This is a genomic window from Campylobacter concisus (assembly GCF_902460595.1).
GTDB lineage: Bacteria > Campylobacterota > Campylobacteria > Campylobacterales > Campylobacteraceae > Campylobacter_A > Campylobacter_A concisus_BL.
On record NZ_CABPVA010000001.1, the window covers coordinates 640,680 to 664,953 of the forward strand.

General features: G+C 40.6%; 22 protein-coding genes. All 22 read right to left on the minus strand.

The genetic code is table 11. The features are described 5' to 3' along the window. Position 1: 1 nt before the first annotated feature. Positions 2 to 1,927, minus strand: a complete 1,926-nt coding sequence (gene ftsH, locus F3G86_RS03125) for an ATP-dependent zinc metalloprotease FtsH (RefSeq protein ID WP_021087314.1) — start codon at positions 1,925 to 1,927, stop codon at positions 2 to 4. Further along, positions 1,920 to 2,753 (minus strand): 50S ribosomal protein L11 methyltransferase, encoded by an 834-nt coding sequence (locus F3G86_RS03130; RefSeq protein ID WP_103642319.1) that lies wholly within the window; start codon positions 2,751 to 2,753, stop codon positions 1,920 to 1,922. The genes ftsH and F3G86_RS03130 overlap by 8 nt, the downstream gene beginning before the upstream one ends. After that, the gene (locus F3G86_RS03135; RefSeq protein WP_002939933.1) at positions 2,753 to 3,118 is read right to left on the minus strand and encodes a chemotaxis response regulator CheY; all 366 of its coding nucleotides are present in this window, start codon (positions 3,116 to 3,118) and stop codon (positions 2,753 to 2,755) included. Before F3G86_RS03135 ends, F3G86_RS03130 begins: the two co-directional genes overlap by 1 nt. Before the next feature lie 63 nt (positions 3,119 to 3,181). Further along, the gene (hisA, locus tag F3G86_RS03140) at positions 3,182 to 3,892 is read right to left on the minus strand and encodes a 1-(5-phosphoribosyl)-5-[(5-phosphoribosylamino)methylideneamino]imidazole-4-carboxamide isomerase (protein WP_149722957.1); all 711 of its coding nucleotides are present in this window, start codon (positions 3,890 to 3,892) and stop codon (positions 3,182 to 3,184) included. Beyond that, positions 3,892 to 4,503 (minus strand): imidazole glycerol phosphate synthase subunit HisH, encoded by a 612-nt coding sequence (hisH, locus tag F3G86_RS03145; RefSeq protein WP_103573200.1) that lies wholly within the window; start codon positions 4,501 to 4,503, stop codon positions 3,892 to 3,894. Before hisH ends, hisA begins: the two co-directional genes overlap by 1 nt. Continuing rightward, positions 4,500 to 5,396: a PDC sensor domain-containing protein gene (locus F3G86_RS03150; RefSeq protein WP_103573201.1), complete on the minus strand. Its 897-nt coding sequence runs from the start codon at positions 5,394 to 5,396 to the stop codon at positions 4,500 to 4,502. The genes hisH and F3G86_RS03150 overlap by 4 nt, the downstream gene beginning before the upstream one ends. Positions 5,397 to 5,398: 2 nt before the next feature. After that, the gene (gene pglF, locus F3G86_RS03155; protein ID WP_103573202.1) at positions 5,399 to 7,180 is read right to left on the minus strand and encodes a UDP-N-acetylglucosamine 4,6-dehydratase (configuration-retaining); all 1,782 of its coding nucleotides are present in this window, start codon (positions 7,178 to 7,180) and stop codon (positions 5,399 to 5,401) included. After that, positions 7,181 to 8,272, minus strand: coding sequence for a UDP-N-acetylbacillosamine transaminase (pglE, locus tag F3G86_RS03160; RefSeq protein WP_149722958.1), 1,092 nt, complete (start codon positions 8,270 to 8,272; stop codon positions 7,181 to 7,183). A gap of 49 nt (positions 8,273 to 8,321) precedes the next feature. Further along, positions 8,322 to 8,912: a UDP-N-acetylbacillosamine N-acetyltransferase gene (pglD, locus tag F3G86_RS03165; RefSeq protein WP_149722959.1), complete on the minus strand. Its 591-nt coding sequence runs from the start codon at positions 8,910 to 8,912 to the stop codon at positions 8,322 to 8,324. Further along, positions 8,899 to 9,504 carry an undecaprenyl phosphate N,N'-diacetylbacillosamine 1-phosphate transferase gene (gene pglC, locus F3G86_RS03170; protein WP_149709079.1) on the minus strand — a complete coding sequence of 202 codons (606 nt, stop codon included), beginning with the start codon at positions 9,502 to 9,504 and terminating at the stop codon, positions 8,899 to 8,901. The genes pglD and pglC overlap by 14 nt, the downstream gene beginning before the upstream one ends. Further along, the gene (pglA, locus tag F3G86_RS03175) at positions 9,497 to 10,612 is read right to left on the minus strand and encodes a N,N'-diacetylbacillosaminyl-diphospho-undecaprenol alpha-1,3-N-acetylgalactosaminyltransferase (protein WP_149722960.1); all 1,116 of its coding nucleotides are present in this window, start codon (positions 10,610 to 10,612) and stop codon (positions 9,497 to 9,499) included. The genes pglC and pglA overlap by 8 nt, the downstream gene beginning before the upstream one ends. Positions 10,613 to 10,614: 2 nt before the next feature. Then, a complete protein-coding gene (locus tag F3G86_RS03180) occupies positions 10,615 to 12,714 on the minus strand; it encodes an STT3 domain-containing protein (protein ID WP_149722961.1) in 2,100 nt (699 codons plus the stop codon). Beyond that, positions 12,707 to 13,831 carry an N-acetylgalactosamine-N,N'-diacetylbacillosaminyl-diphospho-undecaprenol 4-alpha-N-acetylgalactosaminyltransferase gene (gene pglJ, locus F3G86_RS03185; RefSeq protein WP_149722962.1) on the minus strand — a complete coding sequence of 375 codons (1,125 nt, stop codon included), beginning with the start codon at positions 13,829 to 13,831 and terminating at the stop codon, positions 12,707 to 12,709. Before pglJ ends, F3G86_RS03180 begins: the two co-directional genes overlap by 8 nt. Then, positions 13,828 to 14,871, minus strand: coding sequence for a glycosyltransferase (locus F3G86_RS03190; protein ID WP_149722963.1), 1,044 nt, complete (start codon positions 14,869 to 14,871; stop codon positions 13,828 to 13,830). Before F3G86_RS03190 ends, pglJ begins: the two co-directional genes overlap by 4 nt. Further along, positions 14,868 to 15,926 (minus strand): glycosyltransferase, encoded by a 1,059-nt coding sequence (locus tag F3G86_RS03195; protein ID WP_149722964.1) that lies wholly within the window; start codon positions 15,924 to 15,926, stop codon positions 14,868 to 14,870. Before F3G86_RS03195 ends, F3G86_RS03190 begins: the two co-directional genes overlap by 4 nt. Beyond that, positions 15,923 to 16,855 carry a glycosyltransferase family 2 protein gene (locus F3G86_RS03200; protein WP_149722965.1) on the minus strand — a complete coding sequence of 311 codons (933 nt, stop codon included), beginning with the start codon at positions 16,853 to 16,855 and terminating at the stop codon, positions 15,923 to 15,925. The genes F3G86_RS03195 and F3G86_RS03200 overlap by 4 nt, the downstream gene beginning before the upstream one ends. Further along, on the minus strand, positions 16,856 to 17,617 hold the full coding sequence (locus F3G86_RS03205) for a glycosyltransferase family 25 protein (protein WP_149722966.1): 762 nt from the start codon (positions 17,615 to 17,617) through the stop codon (positions 16,856 to 16,858). Further along, on the minus strand, positions 17,618 to 19,135 hold the full coding sequence (locus tag F3G86_RS03210; protein WP_149722967.1) for an MATE family efflux transporter: 1,518 nt from the start codon (positions 19,133 to 19,135) through the stop codon (positions 17,618 to 17,620). Next, positions 19,135 to 21,264, minus strand: coding sequence for an STT3 domain-containing protein (locus F3G86_RS03215; RefSeq protein ID WP_149722968.1), 2,130 nt, complete (start codon positions 21,262 to 21,264; stop codon positions 19,135 to 19,137). The genes F3G86_RS03210 and F3G86_RS03215 overlap by 1 nt, the downstream gene beginning before the upstream one ends. Positions 21,265 to 21,272: 8 nt before the next feature. Continuing rightward, positions 21,273 to 22,505 carry a nucleotide sugar dehydrogenase gene (locus F3G86_RS03220; RefSeq protein WP_103571625.1) on the minus strand — a complete coding sequence of 411 codons (1,233 nt, stop codon included), beginning with the start codon at positions 22,503 to 22,505 and terminating at the stop codon, positions 21,273 to 21,275. Continuing rightward, positions 22,502 to 22,948, minus strand: a complete 447-nt coding sequence (locus F3G86_RS03225) for an ecotin (RefSeq protein WP_149722969.1) — start codon at positions 22,946 to 22,948, stop codon at positions 22,502 to 22,504. Before F3G86_RS03225 ends, F3G86_RS03220 begins: the two co-directional genes overlap by 4 nt. Further along, positions 22,945 to 24,267 carry a UDP-glucose dehydrogenase family protein gene (locus F3G86_RS03230; protein WP_149722970.1) on the minus strand — a complete coding sequence of 441 codons (1,323 nt, stop codon included), beginning with the start codon at positions 24,265 to 24,267 and terminating at the stop codon, positions 22,945 to 22,947. The genes F3G86_RS03225 and F3G86_RS03230 overlap by 4 nt, the downstream gene beginning before the upstream one ends. Between the last annotated feature and the right edge of the window lie 7 nt (positions 24,268 to 24,274).

Below are 24,274 nucleotides of genomic sequence, written 5' to 3' on the forward strand. Positions count from 1 at the left end.
TTTATTCCTCTTTTTTGCCTTTTTCCTCTTCTTCAAGCTCTACAAGCCTGCTTTCAAGACCATTTTCTTCTTCGTAGTTTTTGATGATCTCTCTAACTCTTTTTCCCTCGATAGTCTCTTCTTCATAAAGCGCTGAGACCATGTTTTCAATGGCACCTTTATAAATTTCAAGAAGACCAAGCACAGCTGTATATCTCTCATGAAGAAGTGCTTTTACGAACTCATCAACCTTTTCAGCCATCTTGTCGCTATAGTCTTTTATGCTCTGTCCGCCATTTAAAAATGTCGCGCGTTGCTTCTCAAGCACCATAAGACCGGCAACATCACTCATACCATACATACTAACCATAGCTTTTATGATATCAGTTGCACGCTCTAGGTCATTACTAGCTCCAGTTGATATCTCTTTTATAAAGACCTCTTCAGCAGCCCTACCAGCCAAAAGCACATCCACTTCTGCAAGTAACTCATGCTTTTGCATCATAAATTTATTCTCTTCAGGTGTATTTAGCGTATAGCCAAGCGCTGCAAGACCGCGTGGCACGACTGAGACTTTTGTCACTCTTTTTGCACCTTTTGTTAGCTCAGCTACCAAGGCATGGCCGCTTTCATGGTAAGTGACTATCTTCTTCTCTTTTGGATTTACGCGGCGTGATTTTTTCTCTAAACCAGCTATCGATCTCTCGACAGCCTCCACTAGATCAGCCTGCTCAACAAAAGTCTTTGACTTACGTCCTGCAAGAAGAGCTGCCTCATTTATGATATTTTCAAGATCAGCCCCTGCTAAACCTGTAGTAAGTCTTGCTATATCTTCGATATTAACGTCTTTGCCGATCTTTACATCTTTCATATGAACTTTTAAAATATCGCAACGTCCCTTAAAATCAGGCTTATCAACAAGCACTTGCCTATCAAATCTACCTGGTCTTAAAAGCGCAGCATCCAAAACCTCAGGTCTGTTTGTAGCTGCTATAACGATGACCGGTGACTTATCCGCATCAAAGCCGTCCATCTCAGAAAGAAGCTGATTTAGCGTCTGCTCTCTCTCATCATTTCCCCCCATTGGACCAGAATTTCTGCTCTTACCGATCGCATCGATCTCATCTATAAAAACAATCGCTGGAGCCTCTTTTTTTGCATTTTCAAAAAGATCTCTAACTCTACTTGCACCAACGCCAACAAACATCTCAATGAAGCTTGATGCCGACATAGAGAAAAATGGCACACTAGCCTCGCCCGCAACTGCTCTTGCAAGAAGCGTTTTACCAGTGCCTGGAGGGCCAACTAGTAAAATACCTTTTGGAATTTTAGCTCCAAGTCTTAGGTATTTATCTGGGCTTTTTAGATAATCAACTATCTCTTGAACCTCTTCTTTTGCCTCTTCAACGCCTGCGACGTCATCAAATTTAACTTTTGGCTTTTCAGAATTTATAAGCTTTTTCGCACTTCCTATGCCAAGTATGCCACCGCCGATATTCTTTTGCATACGACTAGCGATAAACATCCAAATAGCAAAAAATATAAACACCGGTATGATCCATGAAAATATAAGATCTCCAAACCAGTTATTTTCGCTATAAACGCTGTAAGTTATACCGTTTTGCTCAAGTATGCCAATGAGCGTTGGATCGTTTATGCGCTTTGCGAGGTAGATGGTTTTGTCATTACCAACACCTTTTATCGTAGTTTCAGATATCGCAACCTCATTTAGCTGCTTATTTTTTAGCATATCCTTAAATTCAGAATAAGCTATCATCTTGCTTTGAGCGTTGCTGCCAAGTCCAAAAGTACCGCCTAGTCCGTCGCCACTAAAGCTTCTAAAAGCTAGAACTATAACTATCGCAAAAATAGCAAAGATAAAGATGGGATTTTTGTTAAAAAACCCGTTATTATCGCCATTATTTTGGTTATTATTTTGATTATTCATCCATTTCCTTATAAACAAAGCTAACCCAATCATTAGCCTGTTTTATCTCAACTAGCTCCAAATCCTTAAACGTATCTTTAATCCTATCTTCGTATTTGTTCAAAATTCCTGACAATACTAAATAGCCGCCTTTTTTAAGCGATTTTTTCAAGTCATTTGAGAGCATAAAAATGACATCAGCAATGATATTTGCTACGACGATATCATATTTTTGCTCTAAATTTGCAATAGATCCTGTCCAAATTTTATTAAATTTAACCTCATTTAGCTGGGCATTGCTAAGCGAGCTTTGCGTGGCCTGCTCGTCTGTATCGCAGGCATCGACCTTGCAGCCAAGCTTTGCTAAAGCTATGCTTAATATCCCGCTTCCACATCCCACATCTAAAGCACTATCGCCACTTTTTGCATATTTTTGTAAAAGTTGCAAGCAAGAATTTGTGCTTTCATGATGCCCTGAGCCAAAGGCTAGCGCTGGGTCGATTATGATATTTGTTACGCCACTAAGTGGCTCTTCCCAGCTAGGTCTAATATAAATTTTATCAACCAAAATAGGCTTAACTGCCTTTTTATATTCGCCTAGCCAGTCTTTATTTTCTTTTAAATTAAGAGAAATTTTTAAATCATTTGAAATTTTACGAACGCTAGAGAGCCCTTTTGCATACTCTTCGACACCCCAAGCTATATCTTTTAGATCATACTCTTCCCTGATGATGATCTCATGGTCTAGCTCTTCTACACAGGTGACCCCAAAAGAAAAAACTAACTCTAAAATTTCATCATAAAAATTTGATGTTTTGATGCTTAATTCGTAAAATTTATCTTTCATTAACCAAGAACGTCTTCAAGCTTCTCTTTTAAAACTTGTGGCGTAAAAGGTTTAACGATGTAGTTATTAACACCTGCTTTTAAAGCTGTTATAACCTCGGCTTTTCCGCCCTCTGTTGTTACCATTATGATAGGCATATCAACATATTTTTGCTCAGCTCTTACTTTTTTAACAAGCTCAAGACCATTCATCTCAGGCATGTTCCAGTCAGTAATAAGAACCTCAATACCCTCGTTTTGCGTCAAGATATTCCAAGCTTCAAGCCCGTGCTCAGCCTCGAGAATTTCTTGATGTCCTAACCTTTGCAAAGTATTTTTTATGATCCTTCTCATTGTTGAGCTGTCATCTACAACCAAAATCTTCACATAATATCCTTTTAGTAAAAATTGCCCTATTCTAGCTAATTAAAATTTATAAAAGCTTTAACGCTAGCCAACTTGTTTGAAAGCATCTTTTAAATCAAGTCGTCCCTCATAGTAAGCTTTACCAACGATCACACCAGCTATCTCATTTGTCTCTTTAAGTGCTAAAATGTCGTTCATATCGCTCACACCGCCACTTGCTATGGTCTCAAGCTTGCTACTTCTAGCTATTTGCAAGCTAAAATCAACATTAACTCCGCCAAGCATTCCATCTTTGTTAATATCGGTGCAAATCACAGCTTCTACACCCACATCTGCAATTTTTTTTGCAAGATCGACCGCTTTTATACTTGAAACCTCACCCCAGCCTTGCACCGCCACATAGCCATCTTTTGCGTCTATACCAACTACGACCCTATAAATTCCAGCCATTTTTGCTGTAAATTCTGGATCTTTTAGAGCAACCGAGCCAAGGATCACTCTGCTAACTCCAAGATCCAAATAGCGCTTTATACGCTCTTCATCCCTTATGCCACCGCCAACTTGCACCTTTAAATTTGTAGCTTTTACTATCTTTTCGATCGTGTTAAAATTTATAGTTTCTCCTACAAATGCTCCATCAAGATCAACCACATGCAGCCATTTTGCGCCGTAGCCTTCAAACCTCTTAGCAAGCTCACTTGGCTCACTGCTATAAATTTTAGCGCTTTGCATGAGCCCTTTACTAAGCCTAACCGCCTGCCCCTCTTTTATATCTATCGCTGGGAAAATTTCCATCACAACCTCGCAAAATTTTCTAAAATTTTAAGCCCGACCTCGTGGCTTTTTTCTGGATGAGGCTGAAAACCAAAGAGATTTTCATGCTGCACCGCGCTTGTAAATTCATAGCCATAAGTTGTCTTTGCAAGTGCAAATTTATCATCACAAACCACGTGGTAGCTATGCACAAAGTATAAATATTCAAGCTCTTTAAGCCCTAAATTTAAAAGACCATTTTGTTTAAAGCTAAGCGTGTTCCAGCCAACGTGTGGGATCTTTAGTGGCTTATCAAATTTAGCTTCATCAAATTTAACGACCTTGCCTTGCAAAAGAGAAAGCCCCTCATGCTCACCAAATTCGAAGCTTTTTTCAAACAAAAGCTGCATGCCAAGGCAAATTCCTATGAACGCTTTGCCATTTTTCACAGCCTCTTTTATCGCCTCGTCCATGCCTTTAAATTTGAGCTTTTTCATCGCCTCGCCAAATGCTCCAACGCCTGGCAAAACGATATGAGAGTGCTCTTTTAAACTCTCGGGCTCACTTACTAAAACGCACTCATGCCCAAGAAATTTAAAAGCATTTATCACGCTTTTGATGTTGCCAGCACCGTAGTCAATAATAGCAATCATCTGTTCTCTTGTCTTTTTACGCTAAAGAGATAAAAGCTAAGTGCTGTCATCAGCATCGCCACGCCACCTATTAGATAGATAGCATTTATGATATTTTCAGGTGCAGTGATAGCAAATTTAAAGACTAGCATGAGCGCCTCGATCGCAAGTGCGATGATGATAGAGCCGATAAATCTCACCATCGTCTTATATATCACGCTATTTTCTTCGTGATTTTTGCCTAAAACTTCTTCTTCAAATATCGTCTTTACAAGGTCAAAAATGGCAAGGGCCAGCGTTAAAATGATGGTTGATTCAAAAATTTCTTCGACATTTATATGCTCGATACTCTTTGAGATAAAGCTCTTTACGCCGTGCCAAAATAAAAATGCGCAGATCATAAAAAGCGATGCACAAAAGAGCGCATAGACTGTCTTTAAAAATCTACCAAAATGCTCCTCTACAAAGCCGCTATCGACCATATTTAGGATATTTTCTAGGCTTATGTCGATGCAAGCGATAAATTTAAGCTCATTTTTTTCATTATAGATAGGCACGCTTGCTGTGACACACAAACCTCCATTTAGACTCGATGGATATGGATCGCTTAAAACGCACCTTTTCTCGCGCACAGCGGTGTAGTAGTAGGCTTTATTTGCGCGGTTTTCGCCTTTTGGAATTTTATACTTTTCATTTAGGCTGATCGAGTCTTCGATCTGTATGCCATTTTCGTCCAAAATGTATAGTGCATCAAAATTTTCTATCTCGTGGCTGATCTTGTCAAAGCCAGCTTTTATATTTTCTAAGCACACTCCAGGCAGTCTGTTTGGCAAATTTCTACTAAATAAATAGCAGATATACGCCCTTGCCTTATATCTCGTGTCACTAAATCTCTTAATATCTTTTATAACCAAAACTAGCCTTTTAAATTTAATGCATGGTTAAACTCTGGCACGATCACCTTAAGAGCAGGTGCCACCTCGTCATCTTCAAGCTGTAAAAGCCCATTTATCTGTGAATTTAAAAGGGTTAGGTCATAAGGCTGTGAGTGTGTCACGAAGATCGACTCATACTTAGTTTGAACGTCATCTTTGTTGATAAGCAGCTCCTCATAAAGCTTCTCGCCAGGTCTAAGCCCTACAAATTCGATACCCAGATGCTCTTTGTTTGAAAGCAGAAGCATCTTTTTAGCAAGATCGACGATCTTAACTGGCTCGCCCATGTCAAGCACGAAAAGCTCTCCGCCTTTTGCGATAGAGGCTGCTTGAAGGACTAGCTGACACGCTTCAGATGTAAGCATAAAGTATCTTGTGATCTCTGGGTGCGTGACGCTTAAAGGCTTGTTTGCAGCGATCTGCGCTTTAAATTTAGGTATGACTGAGCCACTTGAACCAAGGACGTTGCCAAAGCGCACACAAACTATCTCGCACACACCTGCTTCGTTTGAATTTAGTGCGTAAAGCTCGCAAACACGCTTAGTTGTACCCATGATATTTGTTGGGCGCACTGCCTTGTCTGATGAGATCATGACAAATTTCTTAGCACCATATTTTTTAGAAAGATCGACTGCATTTTTTGTGCCAAGGATGTTGTTTTCAACTGCTGAGCGAGGGTTTAGCTCGCAAAGTGGCACGTGTTTGTAAGCTGCAGCGTGTATGACGATCTCAGGCCTAAATTCTTCAAAAACCTCTTCAAAGTCTTTTAAATTTGTGATATTTACAAGCTTGCTAACAGTTCTTTTATCTCTTGTATCTTCGCCTATTTTATAAAGGTTAAACTCGCTGTGTTCAACCATTATAAGCTCACTTACGCCATATTTCAAGCACTGCTTACAAATTTCGCTTCCTATACTGCCACCAGCTCCAGTGACAAGCACTCTTTTATCTTTTAAGAAATTTGAAATGGCTTCTGGATTAAGGTCTTTTGGCTTTCTAGCGAGCAGATCTTCGATCGAGATATCTTTGATCGGCTCATTTTCGATAAGTGAGAAGAGTTTCATATCTCTTATGCCATATCCAGTTAGCTCATCAACTAAAGCTTGAAGCTCGTCTTGATCGAGCGCAAGTGCGATGATAGCAGTCTTTGCGTCATAGTCTTTTATAAGGCTTGGTATATCTTTTTTATCTTGAACTAAAAATCCATCACAATATGTGCCAACAAGATCGCTTCTACCATCTACCACGCCAACTGCATAGTAGTCAAGATAGCCCTGTTTTAAGCCACGTAAGACGTGAAGCGCCTTTGAGGTAGCGCCGATAACCACGCATGGCTCGCCTTTGTGAGGTCTGTTTGAAAAGTCAAGCACCATTCGTTTTGAAATTCTCAAAAGCCCGATAAGTAGGCATGAGATGAGAAGATCGATAAAGATGACACTTCTTGGGTAAGGATTTAAAAAATCTTGTATGATGAAAAATACGATCGTAAACAAGATCGCCGCGCAAACGTGAGCTAGGAAAATTTTACGAGCCTCATTTAAGCCAAAAAATCTCCATGGCACCTTGTAAATTTTAAACATCCACATAAAAAAGAGCTTAAATACGATCAAAAATCCAGCCGTTACAAAAAGTCCTTGCACGTAGATATCTGGGATGTCGGCGTTAAATCTTAAAAGATATGCTACATATATCGAAAAAATAAATATAAAAACATCACCAAGAAGGAAAAATACGAGCCTTTTTAACTTCGTTGCATGAAACATTTACGCATTTTCCTTGACTATTTTTATCACTCTTTCTTGTGTCTGCTCGCTCATATCGCTGCCACTTGGCAAGCAAATTCCTCTTGAAAATAGATCTTCGCTATATCCATCAACAAAGCTTAACGCACCTTTAAAGACAGGCTGTAAGTGCATAGGCTTCCAAAGTGGGCGGCTCTCGATGTTTGCATCAGCTAGTGCTTTTATAACTTTTAAATGTGCATCTTTTTTAGCAAAAACGCCAGTTGTGAGCCATCTGTTGCCACGAGAATTTGGCAGCTCTGGCATAAATTCTAAAATATCGCCAAGCTCTTTTTCATAGATATCAAATACTTTTCTCTTTTGCTCAACTCTCTTTTCTAAAACTTTCATCTGAGCCACGCCAATAGCGCCTAGGACGTTGCTTAAGCGGTAGTTGTAGCCGTAGTCTTTGTGCTCATAGTGAAGCAAAGGCTCTCTTGCTTGTGTGCTGTAAAATCTAGCTTTTTCTACAAATTCGCTATCTCCAACTAGCATGCCGCCACCTGAAGTGGTAATGATCTTGTTGCCATTAAAGCTATATCCGCCCATTACGCCAAATGTGCCAAGTGCCTTGCCACCGTAAAATCCACCAAGCGCTTCAGCTGCATCTTCGACCAAAGCGATGCCCTCGTTTTGGCAAATCTCACAAATTTCTTTCATCTTTGAAGCTTGTCCATAAAGATGAGTTACGACTAGCGCTTTTGGCTTTTTAGGTAAATTTGATATCGCTTTTTTAAGTAGCTCTGGGCTTAAATTCCAGCTCTCATCGCAGTCGATGAAGACTGGAGTTGCCTTTTCATAAAGTATCGGCGAGACTGAAGCCATGAAAGTAAAGCTAGAAGCTAGCACAAGATCGCCCTCTTTTACGCCAAGGACGCGAAGTGCTAGGTGAAGTGCCGCAGTTCCAGCGCATAGTGCAAGCGCATCTTTGGCGCCAGTATAGGCTTTTATGCTATCTTCAAATTTATTGACATATTCGCCAAGTGGCGCTATGTAGTTGCTTTCAAAAACTTTTTTTATATATTCTTGCTCTTTTCCACTCATATTTGGTGGAGATAAAAAAACCCTATCCATTTTCATACCTTTCGTGATTTTTTGGCGATTTTAGCACTTATTTTTAAATTTATATCTTAGTGCGCTCGCATGCAGGCACGCCATACGCCTTTATGCCGTCCTTTATATTTCTAACGACCACGCTTCCAGCGCCTATGATGCAGTTTTTACCGATGCTTATGCCTTGAATGACACTTGAGCCAATGCCAACATGCGTAAATTCTCCCACGCTCACATTTCCAGCAAGGGCTGCATTTGGGCTGATGTGAGCAAATTTACCTATCACACACTCATGCTCTATCACTGCGCCAGAGTTTATGATAGCGCCCTCTTTTATGCATGCTTTTGCGTTTATCACGGCATTTGGCATGACCACTACGCCTTTTTCTATCACGGCACTTTCACTCACAACCGCACTTTTATGGATCAAATTTACTATCTCAAAGCCAGCAGCCTCCACCTTTTGGCTGATCTTTTGCCTTGTTTTATTATCACCTATGGCTATTATGATGTCAGCTTTTTCAAGCTCTGGGCTAAATTTACGCTCGCTAGCATCGTCTAAAAAAGCTATCTCATCATAGCCATTATCTCTAGCGATGTCAGCGATCACAAGCCCATGCCCACTCGCTCCGTAGATGTAAATTTTCTTAGTTTTTGCCATTAAATTTCTCCGTAGTCGCCTGCCCCTCTTTGCTGACACCACTTCGTTTTAGCACCTTTTCGATGGTCTGCAAAGCGATCTTTACATCAAGCATAAAGCTTAAATTTTTAGCGTAATAGACGTCGTATTCAAATTTTTTCTCCCAGCTTATGGCGTTTCTGCCATTTACCTGCGCTAGACCCGTGATACCAGGGCGCACGTCGTGGCGGTGCTTTTGCGTTTCGTTATAGATGGGTAGATATTCGACCAAAAGCGGCCTTGGTCCGATAAAACTCATATCGCCTTTTAGCACGTTAAAGAGCTGTGGCAGCTCATCAAGGCTAAGAGAGCGGATCAGTTTGCCAAATTTACCAAGACGCTGATCATCTGGCAAGAGCTCGCCATTTGCGTCGCGCTCGTCGCTCATCGTCTTAAATTTATAAATTTTAAAAATTTTCTCATTAAGCCCTGGTCTTGCCTGCGTAAAAATGACGTCGCGGCTAACCTTAAAATAGATAAAGACCGCTGTCGCTATGATGATGGGCGACGTTAAAATAAGCAAAAATAGTGCTCCCAAAATATCAATCACCCTCTTTAAAAAATTTCTATACATCTATAAATTTCCTATAAATTTCTATATATCTTTTTGCGATTTGCTTCTCGTCAAACTCACTGACTGCCCAGTCCCTGCCATTTGCTCCAAGCTTAGCGCAAAGTGCTTCGTCATCAAGTAAAATTTTTATCTTACCAGCAAGATCACTTGTGTCTTTTACCTTGCATAAAAGCCCGTTGTAGCCATCTTTTACAGCTTCATTGCAGCCTGTCACGTCGCTTGCAACGACTGCTTTAGCCATGCTCATCGCCTCTAAAACCGTTCTAGGAAAACCCTCTTTGTAGCTTGGCAAAGCCAGCAAGTAAGAAGCTTTTAAAAGCTGTGGTATGTCGTTTCTAGCGCCAAGATATCGCACTTTGCCACCTTTTAAAAAGCTCTCGTCTGCGGTTGATTTATTACCAGCAAAGCCCTCGCCCACAAAGACAAATTCGCAGTTTTTGTAGCCATTTAAAATTTCTGCTGCCTCGTAAAATTCACGAACGCCCTTGTGCCACATGGCTCTGGCGATCATGAGAACCACCTTTTTTTCACCCAAGTCAGCTGCCTGCGTGATAGCTGGGTCAAATTTAGCAGTATCCACGCCGACACTTTTTATGCGATACACCTTGCTTTTATCTATCAAATTTTTAGAGATCAGATAGTCTGGATCTGCGTCATTTACGAAGATGCAAGCATCAGCCTTTGCAAAAGAGAGCTTATAAAGGCTCTCCATGACAAAACGCACGGCCTTTGTCTTAATATCATCATCGATATAAAAACTACCAAGGCCTTCGACCAAATTTATCACGTGCTTTATGCCAGCATTTTTAGCAGCAAACGTGCCAAAGACATTTGACTTGTGAGCGCCAGTTTGCAGCAGGTCTAAATTTAGCTCGCCTAAAATTTTAGATAGTTTTTTTGAGTTATTTATCACGGTTAGCGGATTTAGGCTAGCCTTATCAAGCTCGTAGGTGACGGTGTGAAAGCTTTTAGCAAGCTCATTAGTGAAATTTCCTTTTGGAGCGATAGCAAAAACCTCATGCCCCATATCTTTTAAAGCCTGCATAATAGGGCGTCTAAAAAAGTGTATGCTCATATCAGCGTGGCTTAAAAATCCTATCCTTGCCATCTCTACCTCTTTAGCCTATAAACTTTTGCCGCCCCATCAAGTATGACTGGCTCAAAGACCTTAGGATCGTATCTTTCGAGCACGAAAAGCTGGATGTAGGCGCTATTTAAAATGCTCTCATCAAGGATGATAAATCTACCATAATCCCTCATAAAAATGACAGAAATGTTTGAGCTTTCATTATTTTTATACTCTTTTACATTTAGCTTGCCAGCCTCGTTGTAGTCGGTCTCTATGAAAGATCTTAGTGGCAAGACATTGCCATCATAGATCAAATTTGTGACATCACTTGTTAGAGTAAATCCGCCACTTAGCCTAATGCCCTTTTCGCTTTGCGAGATCGCTCTAGTGGTGATGAAAAGTCCGTTGTTTAAATTTTTACCACTTTTTAGATCGATCTTGCTAAACTGCAAAATGGTCGGAAAGATGCTAAGCATCCTATCTGGTAGGTAATAATATATCTCTCTGCTCTTTGCTGGTAGGATAAAATTCGCCTCTTTTATCTCGCTAAAAAACTGATCAACGCTTAAATTTCTATCTTTTAAAATTTGCGCCAAGTTGCCATTAAAGTGCTCTTTGAAATTTCGCTCAGTGTATTCTACATCGAGTCTTGCCATATTTGCCGAGCTCATCTCGTCGCTTCCAAGTGCAAAGCTTACGGCAAAATTTTCACGTCCAAGGTGCTTTCCGCCGTCAATTAGCGTTTTAACATCGCTGTAATATCTAATCGGATATCCATAGTCCCACCACGCAACCACGTAGTCCTCGCGCCCTGCGATGCTTTTTAGCTTATTTAAAATTTCAACCTCTTTATTTACAAAGACTGGCTCAGCCTTGTAGCCATAGATGTGAATGAGCGCTGGAGCAAGCACAAGAGCTGCTATGAAGGCTCTTATGAGATTTAGCACGGCTCCTTTTAGCTTTAAATTTGCAAGCACAAACTCCACTAAGTAGCCAAAGCCAAGCGCCATGATAGGCACGGCGTAAATGGTAAATCTAAGGCCACTTTTAAAGGCCAAAAAGCCAAGTGCGAGCATGCCAAGCGAGACAGCAAATGAGCGGTGCTTGTAGCAAAAAAGAGCGACGCCAGCAAGCGAGATCAAAAATGTTATGACATTTGCGCTGATCCTCTCGCAAAATAGCGTAAAATCAACGACGCTTGACTCTTGGATAGTTTGATTGACATTAAAAAAGTGAAAGCTCATGCCGCCAACTTCAGGCGCATCCCTAAAGACGTAAAATTTAAGCTGAAAAATTATCGGATTTAGCCCGCCACGGATGACAAAGATAACAAAGATAATCGCCAAAATGCCAAGAGCAATTTTTAAATTTATCACCTCTTTTTTAAGTAGGTAAAGTGCGTAAATAACGATAACAGCGATAAATTTAAGCGTTAGATCAAGGTTTGAGATAGCAAGTAAAAGCAGCGAAATTTCAAGGTAAAAAAGTGGATTTTTCCTATCAAAAATGAGCGTGTAAAGTAAAAATAGCCCAGTTAAAATGCTAATAAGCGAAAACGCGCTCATATACCACCACATATAGATAAGCACGCTTAAAGGGGCGATTATCAGGCTCCTTGCGTCCTTTTTCTCAAGCACTCTAACAAGCCCCCAAACGACAAAAACGCTAAGCGGGATGATGAGCATGTCGGTGTCGTAATATCCTGCCATCGTGCGGTTATAGTAGCTATTTGCGATCACTGCAAGAAGTGCAGCGATGAAGCCAGCCATTTTTGCTTTGTATTCATTTGCGATCAAGATAACAGGCACGGCCACAAGCGACGAAAAAAATACACTCATATAAATCATCGCTGTCTCAAGCTTGACGCCTAGAAATTTCACGATCCAGTAAGTAAGCGTCGAGAGCGGATAGCCATAGTAGCTAAGGTCGTTTTCTTGGTGAAAGCCAGCTAGCATATCCCTTGCTCCCTCGGCAAATGCGTAGCCGTCGTTTGTGCTGATCATCAGCTCGTTGTTCCAGAAAAAGACTGGATACTCGCTCGCCCAAAAGACCCAGTAAAGCCTGCAAACCATGCCAAAGATGACCGCGGCAAATATCATGAGGTATAAAGAGTAATTTTTAAAAAATAAATTTCTATTCATTAGGATTTTCCAAAAAATTTATAAGCTCGCTCGCTATATTTTCACTATCAAAAAATTTAGCCCGATTATACGCAACATTTTCAAAATTTTGCCTTATTTCACGCTCGTTAAGCACCTTTATCATCGCCTCTTTCATCGCATTTTCGTCATCAACTGGCACTAAAATACCAAACTCGCTATCGCCCAAAAGCTCCTTTGCGCCGCTCTTGTGCTCGGTTGAGATGATAGTTTTCTCGCATACTAGTGCTTCAAGCAAGACATTTGAAAAGCCCTCAAAACGCGAGGCACAAAGCAAGCAAGAGGCGTTTTTTATATGCCTAAAAGGATTTTTATCAGTGCCAAGAAGCCTTACTCGCTCACCCACGCCAAATTTGTCTATCAAATTTTGCAGCTCATCCTTTAAAGGCCCTTTACCAAGGATGCCAAGCGTGGCGCGAGGGTCGTTAATTGAAGCTATTATTTTTATTAACATGGCTTGATTTTTACCGCTATCAAGGCGACCTATGTTTATGAAAAATGGCTTAAAATCGCCATCAAGTGGCTCATCTTTTAGCAAATTTATAGTTTTTAGATCAAGGGCGTTATAAAGCACCTTTGTTTTTGCCTCGCTCATACCAAAATTTCGCACCAGATCCTCTTTGTTGCCAGCTGCATTTGCGAGGATTAGATCAGCCTTTTTATAAAGATGAGTGAGTAAAAATTTATTAACTCGCCCACTTAAATCGTCTTTATATAAGATAGACGGGCAGCTTCGCTCGCTGATAACTAGCCTAGTTTTTAGCCCTAAAATCCTAGCTATTGCGGCTATGTAGCATGGGCGGTTCATCAGCACAAACTGCGTGTCGATGTTTAAGCTTTGGCAAAGATTTTTATATTTAAAGGCAAGCATTGGCATCGCTAAAAAGAGCCTTACTAGCTTCTTTACTCCGCTCTCATAAGGGTCGCTATTTTCTATAAAGTGGATTTGCACCTCGCTTGGGATCTCATAGGCGATGACCTTGCTCATTAAGATGAGATGAACTTCATAACGTTTGACCAAAAATGGCAGTAAATTTGCCACATTTCGCTCAGCCCCGCCAGGCCCCATCGAGTATAAAAAAACGGCTAATTTTTTCACTTGCTAACAACCTTTTTTATAAATTCTCGCCACTGCTTGATGATATTTTCTTTGCTAAATAAATTTGCACTTTCGCTGGCGTTTTTTGCTAGTTTTTGCCTTAAATTTTCATCTTTTAAAAGCATCTCAAGCTTATCTTTTAGATCGTCGCTGTCGCCATTTTTAAAGATAAGCCCGTCTATGCCGTCATTTATAAGCTCTCTTGCACCCACAGTGTCGCTACTTAGCCTAGCGCAACCAAAGGCGCCTGACTCGATTAACACGTTTGAAAGTCCCTCGCTTCTTGAGCAAAGAGTAAAAATTTTTGCCTCGCTATAAAGCTTACTAACGTCGTTCATGTGACCTAGAAATTTGATATTAAGCCCTAAATTTAGAGCCATCTCTTTTAGCTGCACTTCTTGCCTGCCACTGCCTGCGATCTTTATCTCCCAGCCATCAAGCAAGCTCTTATCCACCTTGCTAAGCGCCTCAAAATAGATATCATAGCCCTTTACCGCCTCCAGCCTTGCCACGCTTAAGATGACGTTTTGCTTCTCGCAAATTTCAGGCACGTCGATAAAAAGTGGATTATGTATGACCTCGCGATTTTTGGCAAATTTATAGTAGTCGTAGTCATTTTTACTTAGCACGCTTAAACCATCTACAAATTTATACGAAAAGTCACGCATAGCGCTTGCGATTTTGCTTTTTAAGTAGCTATGCTCGTGATGCTCAGTTGCTATTAGTTTGCTCCTTAGCCCAGCATTTGCCAGCACGCAAGCGACGTTTGTCCAGTCGATAAAGCTCATTATGAGATCAGCCCTTTGCTCCTTAAAAAGCGCTCTAAGAGCCAAAATTTTATTAAATTTCAAAGCCAGCCCAGAGCCAGTGACGTTAAGATTTATGATATTTATTTTTTTACTAAATTTATAAAGTCCAAGATCCTCTTCAAGCAGGGCGATAGTGATCTCATTGTCTTTGCAAAGCTCATTTGCAAGCACGTTTAGCACGCGCTCAGCCCCACCATTTCTAAGTGCGGCGATGACAAAAAGAATTTTCACTTCACACCTCCAAGCTTTAAAAGCTCCAGCCATTTTTTATAAATTTGCTCCACGCTAAACTCATCAAGTCTAGCTCTTGCATTTTTGGCAAATTCGCCCATTTTTGCCTCATTTTTCAGCAAATTTGCAAGCTTTTTACTCATATCATCAGCGTCATTTATCTCGCAAAGCAAGCCATCAAAGCCATCTTTTATAAGCTCTTTTGCCCCGCTAGTTTTTGTCGCAACCCGCACGCAGTCATAGTTTATCGCCTCTATCAATGTGTTTCCAAGACCTTCGAAATTTGAGCAAGAGAGTAGCACCTTTGCCCTTTTATAAAGCGAGGCGATGTCGCTTACATTTCCTAAAAACTCCACCTCTGCACCCAAATTTTTAGCTAAATTTTCTAAATTTAGCCTCTCTCCGCCATCTCCAGCGACAGCAAATTTATAGCCGCTTTGTTTTAAGCTTGCAGCCACTCTTATAAACATTTCGCAGTTTTTTATCTTATTTAGCCTGCCAACAAAGATGACTAAATTTTCTTTAGTAAAGCTCTCACTGCGTATCTCTTCAAAGAGGGGGTTGTAAATTTTCATCACATTTTTGCAAAATTTTGAGTAATGTCCAAGATCCTCGTCGCTTAAGACGCTAAGTGCGTTTGCAAATGGATAGCTAAGGCGTCTTAGCACCTTAAAGATCGCCCTTTTTGGCGCAAGGTAGTTTGTGTGCTCGCTTATGATTATAGGCGTTTTTAGCCCTGCTGAGCTAAAGAGTACCAAGGTATTTACGGCGTCTAAAAAAGATATAACCGCGTCAAATTTGCCCTCTCTTATGAGCGCTCTTAAGGCAAGCACCTTTGAAACTCTCTTTTTTAAATTTCCAAAAAAACCAAGCTCATCAGCCCCAACGCCCAAATTTATAAGCTTTACGCCACTTTCTAGCTCGTAAAATGGCTCGTCTTTATCAAATTTAACAAGGCTTACCTCGTGATCCATGCTAAATCTTGATGCGATCACCGCGCAAACTCGCTCTGCACCGCCACTTCTAAGCGTTGATGTGACAAATAATATCTTCATACGCCAAACCTTTGTTTTATCTTCACTCTAAGCTTTGAAAGTGCCGGTAAAATGCCACTTGGAAGTGGGCTAAGCAGCAAAAATATAAGCGCCTCTTTGCTAAATTTAATGCTAAGGCTTTTAAAAATACAACTTAACATTAAGCCGTATTCGCCTGCTATCTTGGCGTAGTAAGCGGCGTTTTTATACTGCATAGCTAGAAATTTTGGCTCATTTTTTATAGCGATGTCGTAGTGCAAATTTGCTGTTTTTATATAGGCGTTTGCGACGTTTAGAGCGTGTTTGCCAGCATTTAGCGTCGCACTGTCGCTTCTTGCGATGCGGTAGATGTAAAGTGGCTTTTTAAGATAAAAGACATTTTTTTCAAAAAAGCGGATATAAAGCTCATTTTCGCCACCAAAACTGCTCTCATCAAACCTAAAGCCGTCTATAAATTCACGTGAAAAAAGCTTAAAATACTCGCCATTTATCCGCCCGCAGTGATAATCAACCTTACTCATCGCTCCGCTTTGCTTATATGGGCTTCTACCAGCCACGACCTCGGTCATCACGCCATCTTTTTCGCAGATCGCGTCTGCAAAAACGCACGAATACTCGCCACTTTTTAAAATTTCATAGCACTCTTTGATCGCCTCTGGTAAAAGCTCATCGTCATCGTCAAGTAAGCAGACAAACTCGCCTGTTGCGTTGTCAAAGCCGTTATTTTTGTTGCCATTTGGGCTCTTTTTGTGAGTGGTGTTTTTTACAAATTTGATCCTTGCGTCGTTAAAACTCTTGCAAATTTCTCTCGCACTCTCGTCATCGCCGTCGTCAGTTACTATGATCTCTAAATTTTCATAGCTTTGAGCTAGAGCGCTTTTTATGGCCTTTTGTAAAAGCTCTGGACGCTTGTATGTCGCTGTTACTATGCTGATTAACGGCTCACTCATTTAGTCCCTTTTAAAAATTCTCTCATAGCCTTGAAGCTTTTCAAGGCGTGAGAAAAGTATAAATTTAAATGTTTTTATGTAGACCTTTAAATTTGCGCTATATCCTCTCTCAAGGCGCTCACCCTCGATATTTGAGCCGCTTAGATCAGTTGGGTGCGCAAAAAGATCGCAAAAATACATCTGCATCTCATTAACGCCTAGTAAATAGTCCCAAACATCGGTCGTGCAAAGCGCACGTTTATGAATTTCAAGCAAATTTTTAGCACTTTTTTTAGTTAGCACATAAGCCCCTGCTCTATAAATGCTTGAAAACGAGTGCTTTGAGACCTGCCAAAGTGGCTTGCTTAGGCTAGTATCCACCTTTTTGCCAAAGGCGCTAAATCTGCCCTCTAGCCCATCTTGCATGCCACATATCAGCACGCTGTTTTCAGGCATCTTGCTAGCTGCTAAAAAGGCCTCTTTTATGGCATTATCATCTCCTATAACGTCATCTTCAAAGATAAGAGCAAATTTGGCTTCACTTGCCAAAAATGCCTCGTAAGCTTTTACGTGCGAGAGCGAACAGCCGACCTCTGCTGGGCTTAAAACCTTGCCATAAGCTTTAAATGATGGCGAAATGATCTTATAGTACTCCCTCGCGTTTAGCTCCCTGCCATCAACTGCGTCTATTAGATTAAAGCTACTATAAGAGCTAAATTTTTGCTGCAAAAGCTCTCGCCTTTTGGTATCTTTTGCCAAAGAGATCAGATAAATTTCATTCATTTAAGACCTTTTAAATTTTTTTAAAATTTTACGCCAGACTATGCCTCGCTCGAAGGCATTAAAAAACAAAAAATATCCCAAAATATAAGCTGCGCTGGCGTATATCGCAGCAAAGATAGCAAATTTTAGCCAGTTATCTAAGCTCACAAAGTCCTTGCAGGCAAACATCGCAAGCACGCAGAGCGCAAAAACGGCTAAATTTTTAAAATAAACCCCATAAAACGTGGTGAGCTTCACCTCTAAATTTAAAGCAGCATTTATAAGGTCAAAGCCAAGAATTCTTATACTATAAAAAACGGCTGCGACAATGACGATGCCATAAACGCCGTAGCCACTAAATTTAAGCAGTGCGATTTGCACTATGATCGTGCTAACGCCAAGGATAGTGTTGGCAATGGCTGGGCGGCGAAGCTTGTTTGTCGCGCTATCAAGGTTAAAAAGCGAAAAAACAAAGCTTATAAATACAATGGGCACTAGCGTTATCATCGAGATGTTGTAGATAAATTTGACCTCGTCAGCACTTTTAAAAGGTAGCCAAAGCGTGTAGAAATCAAGCCCGAAAACGACGAAAAATGCGGCCGGAGCGCTCATCACAAAGGCAATCACCTTCATTGAAAATTTAGCCTCGTTTATGAGGTCCGTGATCAAATTTTTAGAGTAAAGCTCGACAAATTTTGGTGCAAAGATACCGCTAAGCTGCGCCACAAAGCTCTCAAGTATGATAGGAGCGGCTTTAGCGACTGAAAGAAGGCCAGTGGCGTTTGCATTTACAAAAATGTTGCAAATAAATAGATCCATACCTGTTAAAAGTATGCGATTTAGCGCATTAAAACTATTCCAAATGCCAGAGCTTAAAAGCTCTTTGATCTTAGAAAAGTCAAATTTACTAAGGCTAAATTTTAACTCCGGCGTGATGCGAGCCGACATAAAAATGGTGCTAAAAAAGACAAAAAGGCTAGCAACTAGCGCTGAAATGGCGATGTATGAAATGAACGGCTTAAAAAAGAAAAAGAGCGCCACGATAAGGGCTGCTAGGATCGCGCTTGAGATGGCGTTTCTGATGGAGAGCAGATAGAGCTTGTTTGTCACAAAGGCACATACCGTCAAAACGCCGTTAAATAGCCCAACGCAGAAATTTATAAAGTAAAAAACAAGGGTCATTCTCACATCAAAAAGTAAATTTTCAGGGACGTTTAAAAAGCTTTGCAAATTTAGTATGAAAACAGAGCTAAGCACCACGACAACGGCGCAAAAGAAGATATTTACCACAAGCACTGATGAGTAGTAGGTATTTGCAAGGCTTATATCTTTTTTGTGCCACGCATGAGCGACAAAGCGGCCGCTCACTGAGTTTATGGCTACACTTACGACTGCGGCGTAGCTAACTATGGCGTTACTAAGGCCCACAAAGCCAAATGCCTCGTTGCCAAGGCTCTTTAGGATAAATGGTGTAAGAAAGAAATTTATGCCCATTGATACGACAAAAACGACGATCGAGCTTATTAGATTGATTAGCATTAGACTTTTAACCTATAAATTTTTACGCCACTTGAGATGATAAATGGCTCAAAGTATCTCTCATCTGCTCGCTCAAATATAAAAAGCTGCACAAGAGCCGAATTTAAAGCATTTTCATCAACTAAAACCACACGAGCATAGTCTTCTAAAAATAAAACAGAGATTTTCGCCTTTTCGTCGATAGTTTTCTCATCTATTTGCAGCTCTTTACCAGAGCCTTTTATCTTATAAAAGGACTTTACAGCCACTTTTTCGCCGTTATGTGTGATAAATTTTGGCTCTTTTAGTGGCAAGATATAGCCATTTCCAAGATCTATGTCTGCCTCACTAACGCTACTTATAGGGCTAATGTAGTAAAAAAACTCCTCTTTTGGCTTCTCACCGCTCATAACGTCGATGTAACTATATCTAAAGATGTTTGGAGCGATATCTATCATATCTGGCACAAGATAGTAAAAAACCTCTTTTTTTGCCGCTGGCAGAGTGAAATTTGCACTTTCAAGCTGACTTAAAAAGAGGTTTAGATCGCCTGTATTGTGATCTTTTAAAATTTCTTCTAGCACTCTACTTTTTTTCTCAAACGAGATATCGTTGTACTCGCTCACTACTCTGGCTAGCTTAGCTGAGATTGTCTCATCTTTTCTTAAGGCAAGGCTAACAAAGTAGTTATTCTCGCCGCCTTGCCTACCAGGATCATTTAACGTCTTAACATCGGCAAAGTATCTTATCGCATATCCATAATCCCACCACGAAAACACGTAGTCATCGCGCTTGGCTACCTTTTTTAACTGATCAAGCGCTGTTGCCTCTTCATGCGTGATCAAAGTATGAGGTCTATAAGAGTAGGCGATCTCTAAATTTGGAGCAAGCGCAGCAGCCGCAAAAATAAAAAAGGATAAATTCTTAAGAGAATTTCTAAGATCAAATAAATTTAAAAAAAAGTGCAAGAAATATCCAAAACCAAGCGCAACAAGTGGCGTTATATACATAGCAAATCTAACTCCGCCAAATAGCGATAAAGCGCCAAGTCCAAGCAGTGGCAAGCTAAGTAAAAATGGGCGAAATTTAAAGCAAAGCACTAAATAACCAATCGCTGCTGCTAGTAAAATAAGGATATTTCCAGCCATGAAATAGACAAAGTATAAAGGGCTAGCGCTTTTTACCTCATCAATTAGCGTGTACTCACTTATAAAGTGAAATTTACTTGCAACCTCCGCATTACTTTTAAAAACGTAATTACTTATCTTTGAAATGATAAAATCAAAACCGCCAAAATAGATAAAAATAGCTAGCATAATAGCTAGAAAAATGCTTAAATTTCTAGGTGAAAGTAGTTTTTTATATTTGTAAAAAATGGCGTAAAATAAAGCAATGACCGCTAAATTTAAAATCAAAATTTTATTTGCAATGAGCGGATCTTTTAAAAAAATATTGAAGCTAACGATGCTTATAAACATAAAAAATATCGTTTGGTAGTTTTCTATCTTGTTTCGCATAAAAGCAAGCGTGTAGAGAAAAAAGATAAAGATAATGCTTAAAATAAGAGCATAAGAGCTTTGATACCACCAAAGATAAAGCGATACAAAAAGCCCTGGTAAAACGATAAATTTTTGTTCATTTGTATTTAAAAGCCTGATCAAAAGATAGATGATAAAAAGCGCAAACGTGACATTTAGCATATCGCTATCAAAATAACCAAGCGACGTTCTTACAAGATAGCCTGGTAAGATAACGCTCATAAATGCCGCCACAGCCCCAGCTTTTAGAGCTTTAAATTCATTTGATATCAAGATAACTGGAAGTGCGATAAGAGGTGCTAAAAGTGCACTCATATAAAACATCACACTTTCGATCTTGAAAGGTAAAATTTTGCAAATATAAAAAACTATTGTTGAGATTGGGTGATTAAAGGGGCTAAAGTCATTTTGCTGATGAAAGCCAGCAAGCATATCTCTAGCGCCCTCTGCGTAATAGTATGCGTCATTTGTCGTAAGCATAAATTCGCCATTAAAGTAAAACTCTGGCATATCCTTTGCCCACAATACCCAAAGCATCCTAGCTGCAAATCCAAACAAATAAGCAGCCAGAAAGATAAGTAAAATTTTACAATTTACGCTTACTTTGTGCACTAAATTCCTTACAGTCTAGCGTCAGCCTCTGGGTAGATATTTTTTATATCATAAACCAAGTGGCCTTTTAGGTTGAGCTTTTTAAATTCATTGTGAGCTACGGCGATCACGATGCAGTCGTAGTCGTCTAGGTTATACTCTTTTACTAGATCAAAGCCGTACTCATGTTTTACCTCAGCGCTATCAGCCCAAGGGTCGGTCACATCGACCTTGCAACCAAAGTCTTTTAGCTCATCAACCACGTCTATAACGCGAGAGTTACGGATATCTGGGCAGTTTTCTTTAAATGTCATACCAAGAACAAGCACGCGCGCTTTATTAATAAGCACACCTTTTCTTATCATTAGTTTTATCACCTGATCTGCTGCGTATCTGCCCATATCATCGTTGATGCGGCGACCTGCTAGGATCATTTCAGGGTTGTAGCCCACTTCCTGAGCTTTGTGAGTTAGGTAGTATGGATCTACGCCGATGCAGTGACCGCCGACTAGACCTGGGCGGAAATTTAAGAAATTCCACTTCGTACCAGCAGCCTCAAGCACGTCTATGGTGTTGATGTGAAGCTTTTCAAAGAGCATCGCAAGCTCGTTTATAAAGGCAATGTTGATATCGCGTTGGGTGTTTTCGATGACCTTTGCAGCCTCTGCTACTTTGATGCTTGAAGCTTTGTGAGTGCCAGCTGTGATGATAGAGCGATAAATTTCATCGACCTTGTCAGCGATCTCTGGAGTTGAGCCACTTGTTATCTTTTTGATCTTTGTAACAGTGTGCTCTTTATCCCCTGGGTTTATACGCTCTGGAGAGTAGCCGCAGAAAAAGTCTTTATTAAATTTAAGTCCGCTCTCTTCAAGAAGTGGTACGCAAATTTCTTCTGTAACGCCTGGATAAACGGTGCTCTCATAGACAACGATGTCACCTTTTTTAAGCACTTTTGCCACGCTCTGGGTCGCTTTTACCACTGGGGTTAGATCAGGGCGTTTGTTCTTATCTATAGGAGTTGGGACGGTTACGATGAAGAAGTTGCAACTTCTGATGTCATCTAAATTTAGGCTAAATTTCATGCCATTATCGATCGCTTTTTTCATCTGCTCGTTACTAAGCTCAAGCGTTCTATCATAGCCACTCTTAAGCTCTTCTATGCGTTTTGCATTTACGTCAAAGCCTACTACTTCGTACTTTTCACTAAAAGCTGCTGCTAGTGGAAGACCCACATATCCTAGTCCTACTACTGCTATTTTCATTTCTCTTTCCTTTTTAAAATTTTTGGTTTTATTGTTTCTACACGTTCATAAATTCTTATCTCTGCGCCCACGCCTTGCGGAGTTACGATCCTTATGGGGCTAGCGCCAGGCAAAATTTGAGTAAATTCATAATAAATTTGCCTCTTTTTCTTTTTGCCGTTACAAGGCTTAAGCGGCGCATCATCTGCACTAAATTCATAATAAACCCCGCTTTTATCCTCTTTTTTATCTAAATGTCCGCCCTCTAGCATAGCAAATTCACAGTCTGTTTGCACCTCTTTAAAAAATGCAACTTCATATTTAAAATAATCAACCGGCATCTTTGAGATAGGTAGCTCAAAAACCTGCTCTTGCATTTTTGCTTTGTTTTTACCTGCCGTTTCGCTAGCTAAGAGCGTAAAAGGCAGCAAGCAAGCTACAAGAAAAGATAAAATTTGCTTCACGCTTTGACGCCTATTTGAAAGTATTTAAAGCCATGCTCGGCTAAAGCTCTAGCGTTATATTGGTTGCGTCCGTCAAATATGACGGCATTTTTTAGCCTCTCTTTGATCTCCATAAAATCAGGCGATCTAAACTCGCTCCACTCGGTCACAAGCACCATAGCATCGGCGTTATCAAGAGCGTCATACTTATTTTTAGCGTATTTCACATCTAAATTTGGCATATATTTTTTAGCTTCTTCGCTTGCTTTTGGATCGTACGCCACCACTTTTGCGCCGGCTTCATCTAAAAGTTTTATCAAAGTTAGCGAGCTAGCTTCTCTCATGTCATCTGTATTTGGTTTAAACGCAAGCCCCCAAAGCGCGATCGTTTTGCCCTTTAAATCGCCGCCAAAGAAGTTATAAATTTTCTCAAACAGCACCCTTTTTTGAGCCTTATTTCTTGACTCGACCGCGTTTAAAAGCTCTGGCTCAAAGCCGTTTTGTCTGGCCGTATAGATGAGCGCCTCGACATCCTTTGGAAAGCAGCTGCCGCCGTATCCGCAGCCTGGATAGATGAAGCTATATCCGATCCTTGAGTCGCTGCCGATACCTTTTCTTACTAAATTTACGTCTGCACCCACACGTTCACAGATATTTGCTATCTCGTTTATAAAGCTTATCTTGGTTGCTAGCATCGAATTTGCAGCGTATTTTGTCATCTCGGCTGACTTTACGTCCATGCAAATAAGCCTGTCGTGATTTTTCATAAATGGCTCGTAAAGCTCTCTCATCACGCCAAAGCCCCACTCGCTACTAGCGCCGATAACAACGCGGTCTGGCTTTAAAAAGTCCTCAACCGCCGCGCCCTCTTTTAAAAACTCTGGGTTTGAGACTACTTCAAATTTAACCTCTACATTTCTCTTTTTAAGCTCAGCCTCGATCACCTCGTGCACCTTAGCTCCAGTGCCTACTGGAACGGTTGATTTATCGACTACTATTAGCGGTTTGCTTAAATTTTCTCCGATCGACTTTGCAACTGAGAGGACATATTTTAAATCCGCCTGCCCATCAGCGCCCATGGGCGTGCCAACTGCGATAAATAGCACATCTGCATGCTCTAGCGCCTCGGTTATCTGAGTGCTAAATTTAAGCGAGCCGTTTTTGTAGCAGTCACTCACTATATCAGCAAGTCCTGGCTCATATATAGGCACGACGCCGTTTTTTAGTGCCTCGATCTTTTTGCTATCGACATCGACGCAGATCACGCTGTTGCCCATCTTAGCAAAGCATGCGCCACTTACTAGCCCAACATATCCAGTTCCAATTACTGCTATTTTCATGTTTTCC